The sequence below is a fragment of the Azonexus sp. genome, assembly GCF_036170495.1.
Lineage (GTDB): Bacteria > Pseudomonadota > Gammaproteobacteria > Burkholderiales > Rhodocyclaceae > Azonexus.
The window spans coordinates 1-1,358 of record NZ_JAVHPH010000027.1 but is presented as its reverse complement, the minus strand read 5'-3'; the positions used below and the strand labels follow the sequence as shown (position 1 = coordinate 1,358).

1 protein-coding gene is annotated in these 1,358 nt (G+C 62.7%); it reads left to right on the top strand.

Annotated features, from left to right (window positions below; all coding sequences use genetic code 11):
* Positions 1-1,358 (top strand): PAS domain S-box protein (locus ADADOO_RS01145; RefSeq protein ID WP_511274329.1); only part of this gene is annotated, 1,358 nt, incomplete at both ends.

The following is a 1,358-nucleotide window of genomic DNA, read 5'->3' as shown; positions in this document are numbered from 1 at the left end:
ATCGCCCGCCGTTTTGGTGCGCCGCTGCATGCCCTGGCCGAAGACAGCGCGCGCATCGGCCGGCTCGAACTCGACCAGCCGGTCGCCACCACTGCCGCCTGGCGTGAAATCACCCAGCTCGCTGGCGCCCTCGAAGGCATGCGCCAGCACCTGCGCAGCGCGCGGCGGGCTCAGGAAGATGCCCAGATCGAGCTGGAACTCAAGGTCGCCAAGCGCACCCACGCCCTGCGCCAAAGCCAGGACATCCTGCAAAAACGCGAAGCCTTTTTCCGCACCATTTTCGATAACGCCGCCGTCGGCATCGTCAGCCTCAGCCCGCAGCGCCAACCGACGTTGGTCAATCCGGCCTTTGCCCGCTTCGTCGGTCAGCCGATCGATACGCTGCTCGCCCACCCGGAAAACATTGTCCTGCCGGCCGAAATTCAGGCCCGGATGAACGAAGTCCTGCCCCAGATCGCTTCCGGGCAAAACAAAGCCGTCCGCCATGAATTCGAGTTCGTCGACGCGCAGGGCAAAACCAGCTGGGGCGACGTCCAGATTGCCCCGGTCCGCGACGAGGATGGCCAGCTCGACTCGCTGCTCATTACCGTCCTCGATGTCAGCGACCGGCACGAAATCGAAGCCGAGCTGATTCGTCAGTTCACCTTCCTGCAGGCCCTGATCGACACCATTCCCAACGCCATTTTCTACAAGGGTGCGCACACCCGTTTTCTCGGTTGCAATCAGGCCTACGAGGCGTTTTTCGGCGTCGACCGTCACCAGTTCATTGGCAAGCGCGTGCTCGATCTCGCCTATTTGCCGGAAGAGGCACGCCTGGCCTATCAGGCCGAAGATGAACGGGTCATCGCCGAATGCAGCAAGGTCACGCGCGAAGTGCAGATGACCGATGCCGATGGCCAGCTGCGCGACACGCTCTATTCGATCAGCGGCTTCCGCTCGCCCGACGGGACGCCGGGGTGCCTGATCGGCATCATCGTCGACATTTCGCCGCTCAAGGAAGCCAAGCGCACTGCGGAAAAAGCCCAGGCGGCGGCGGAAGCCGCAGCGGCGGCAAAGGCCGATTTTCTGGCCAACATGAGCCACGAAATCCGCACGCCAATGAACGCCATCATTGGCATGACCCATCTCGCTTTGCAGACCGAACTGACCGCCCGCCAGAAAAACTACCTGAGCAAGGTCGATAACGCCGCCAAAGGCCTGCTTGGCATCATCAACGACATTCTCGACCTGTCGAAAATCGAGGCCGGCATGATGCGCTTCGAGCAGGCGCCGTTCAGCCTTGATGCCAGCCTCCGCCACCTCGGCGACCTGTGCGCCCAGAAAGCCCGCGAGCGCGGCCTCGAACTGCTCTACGCCGT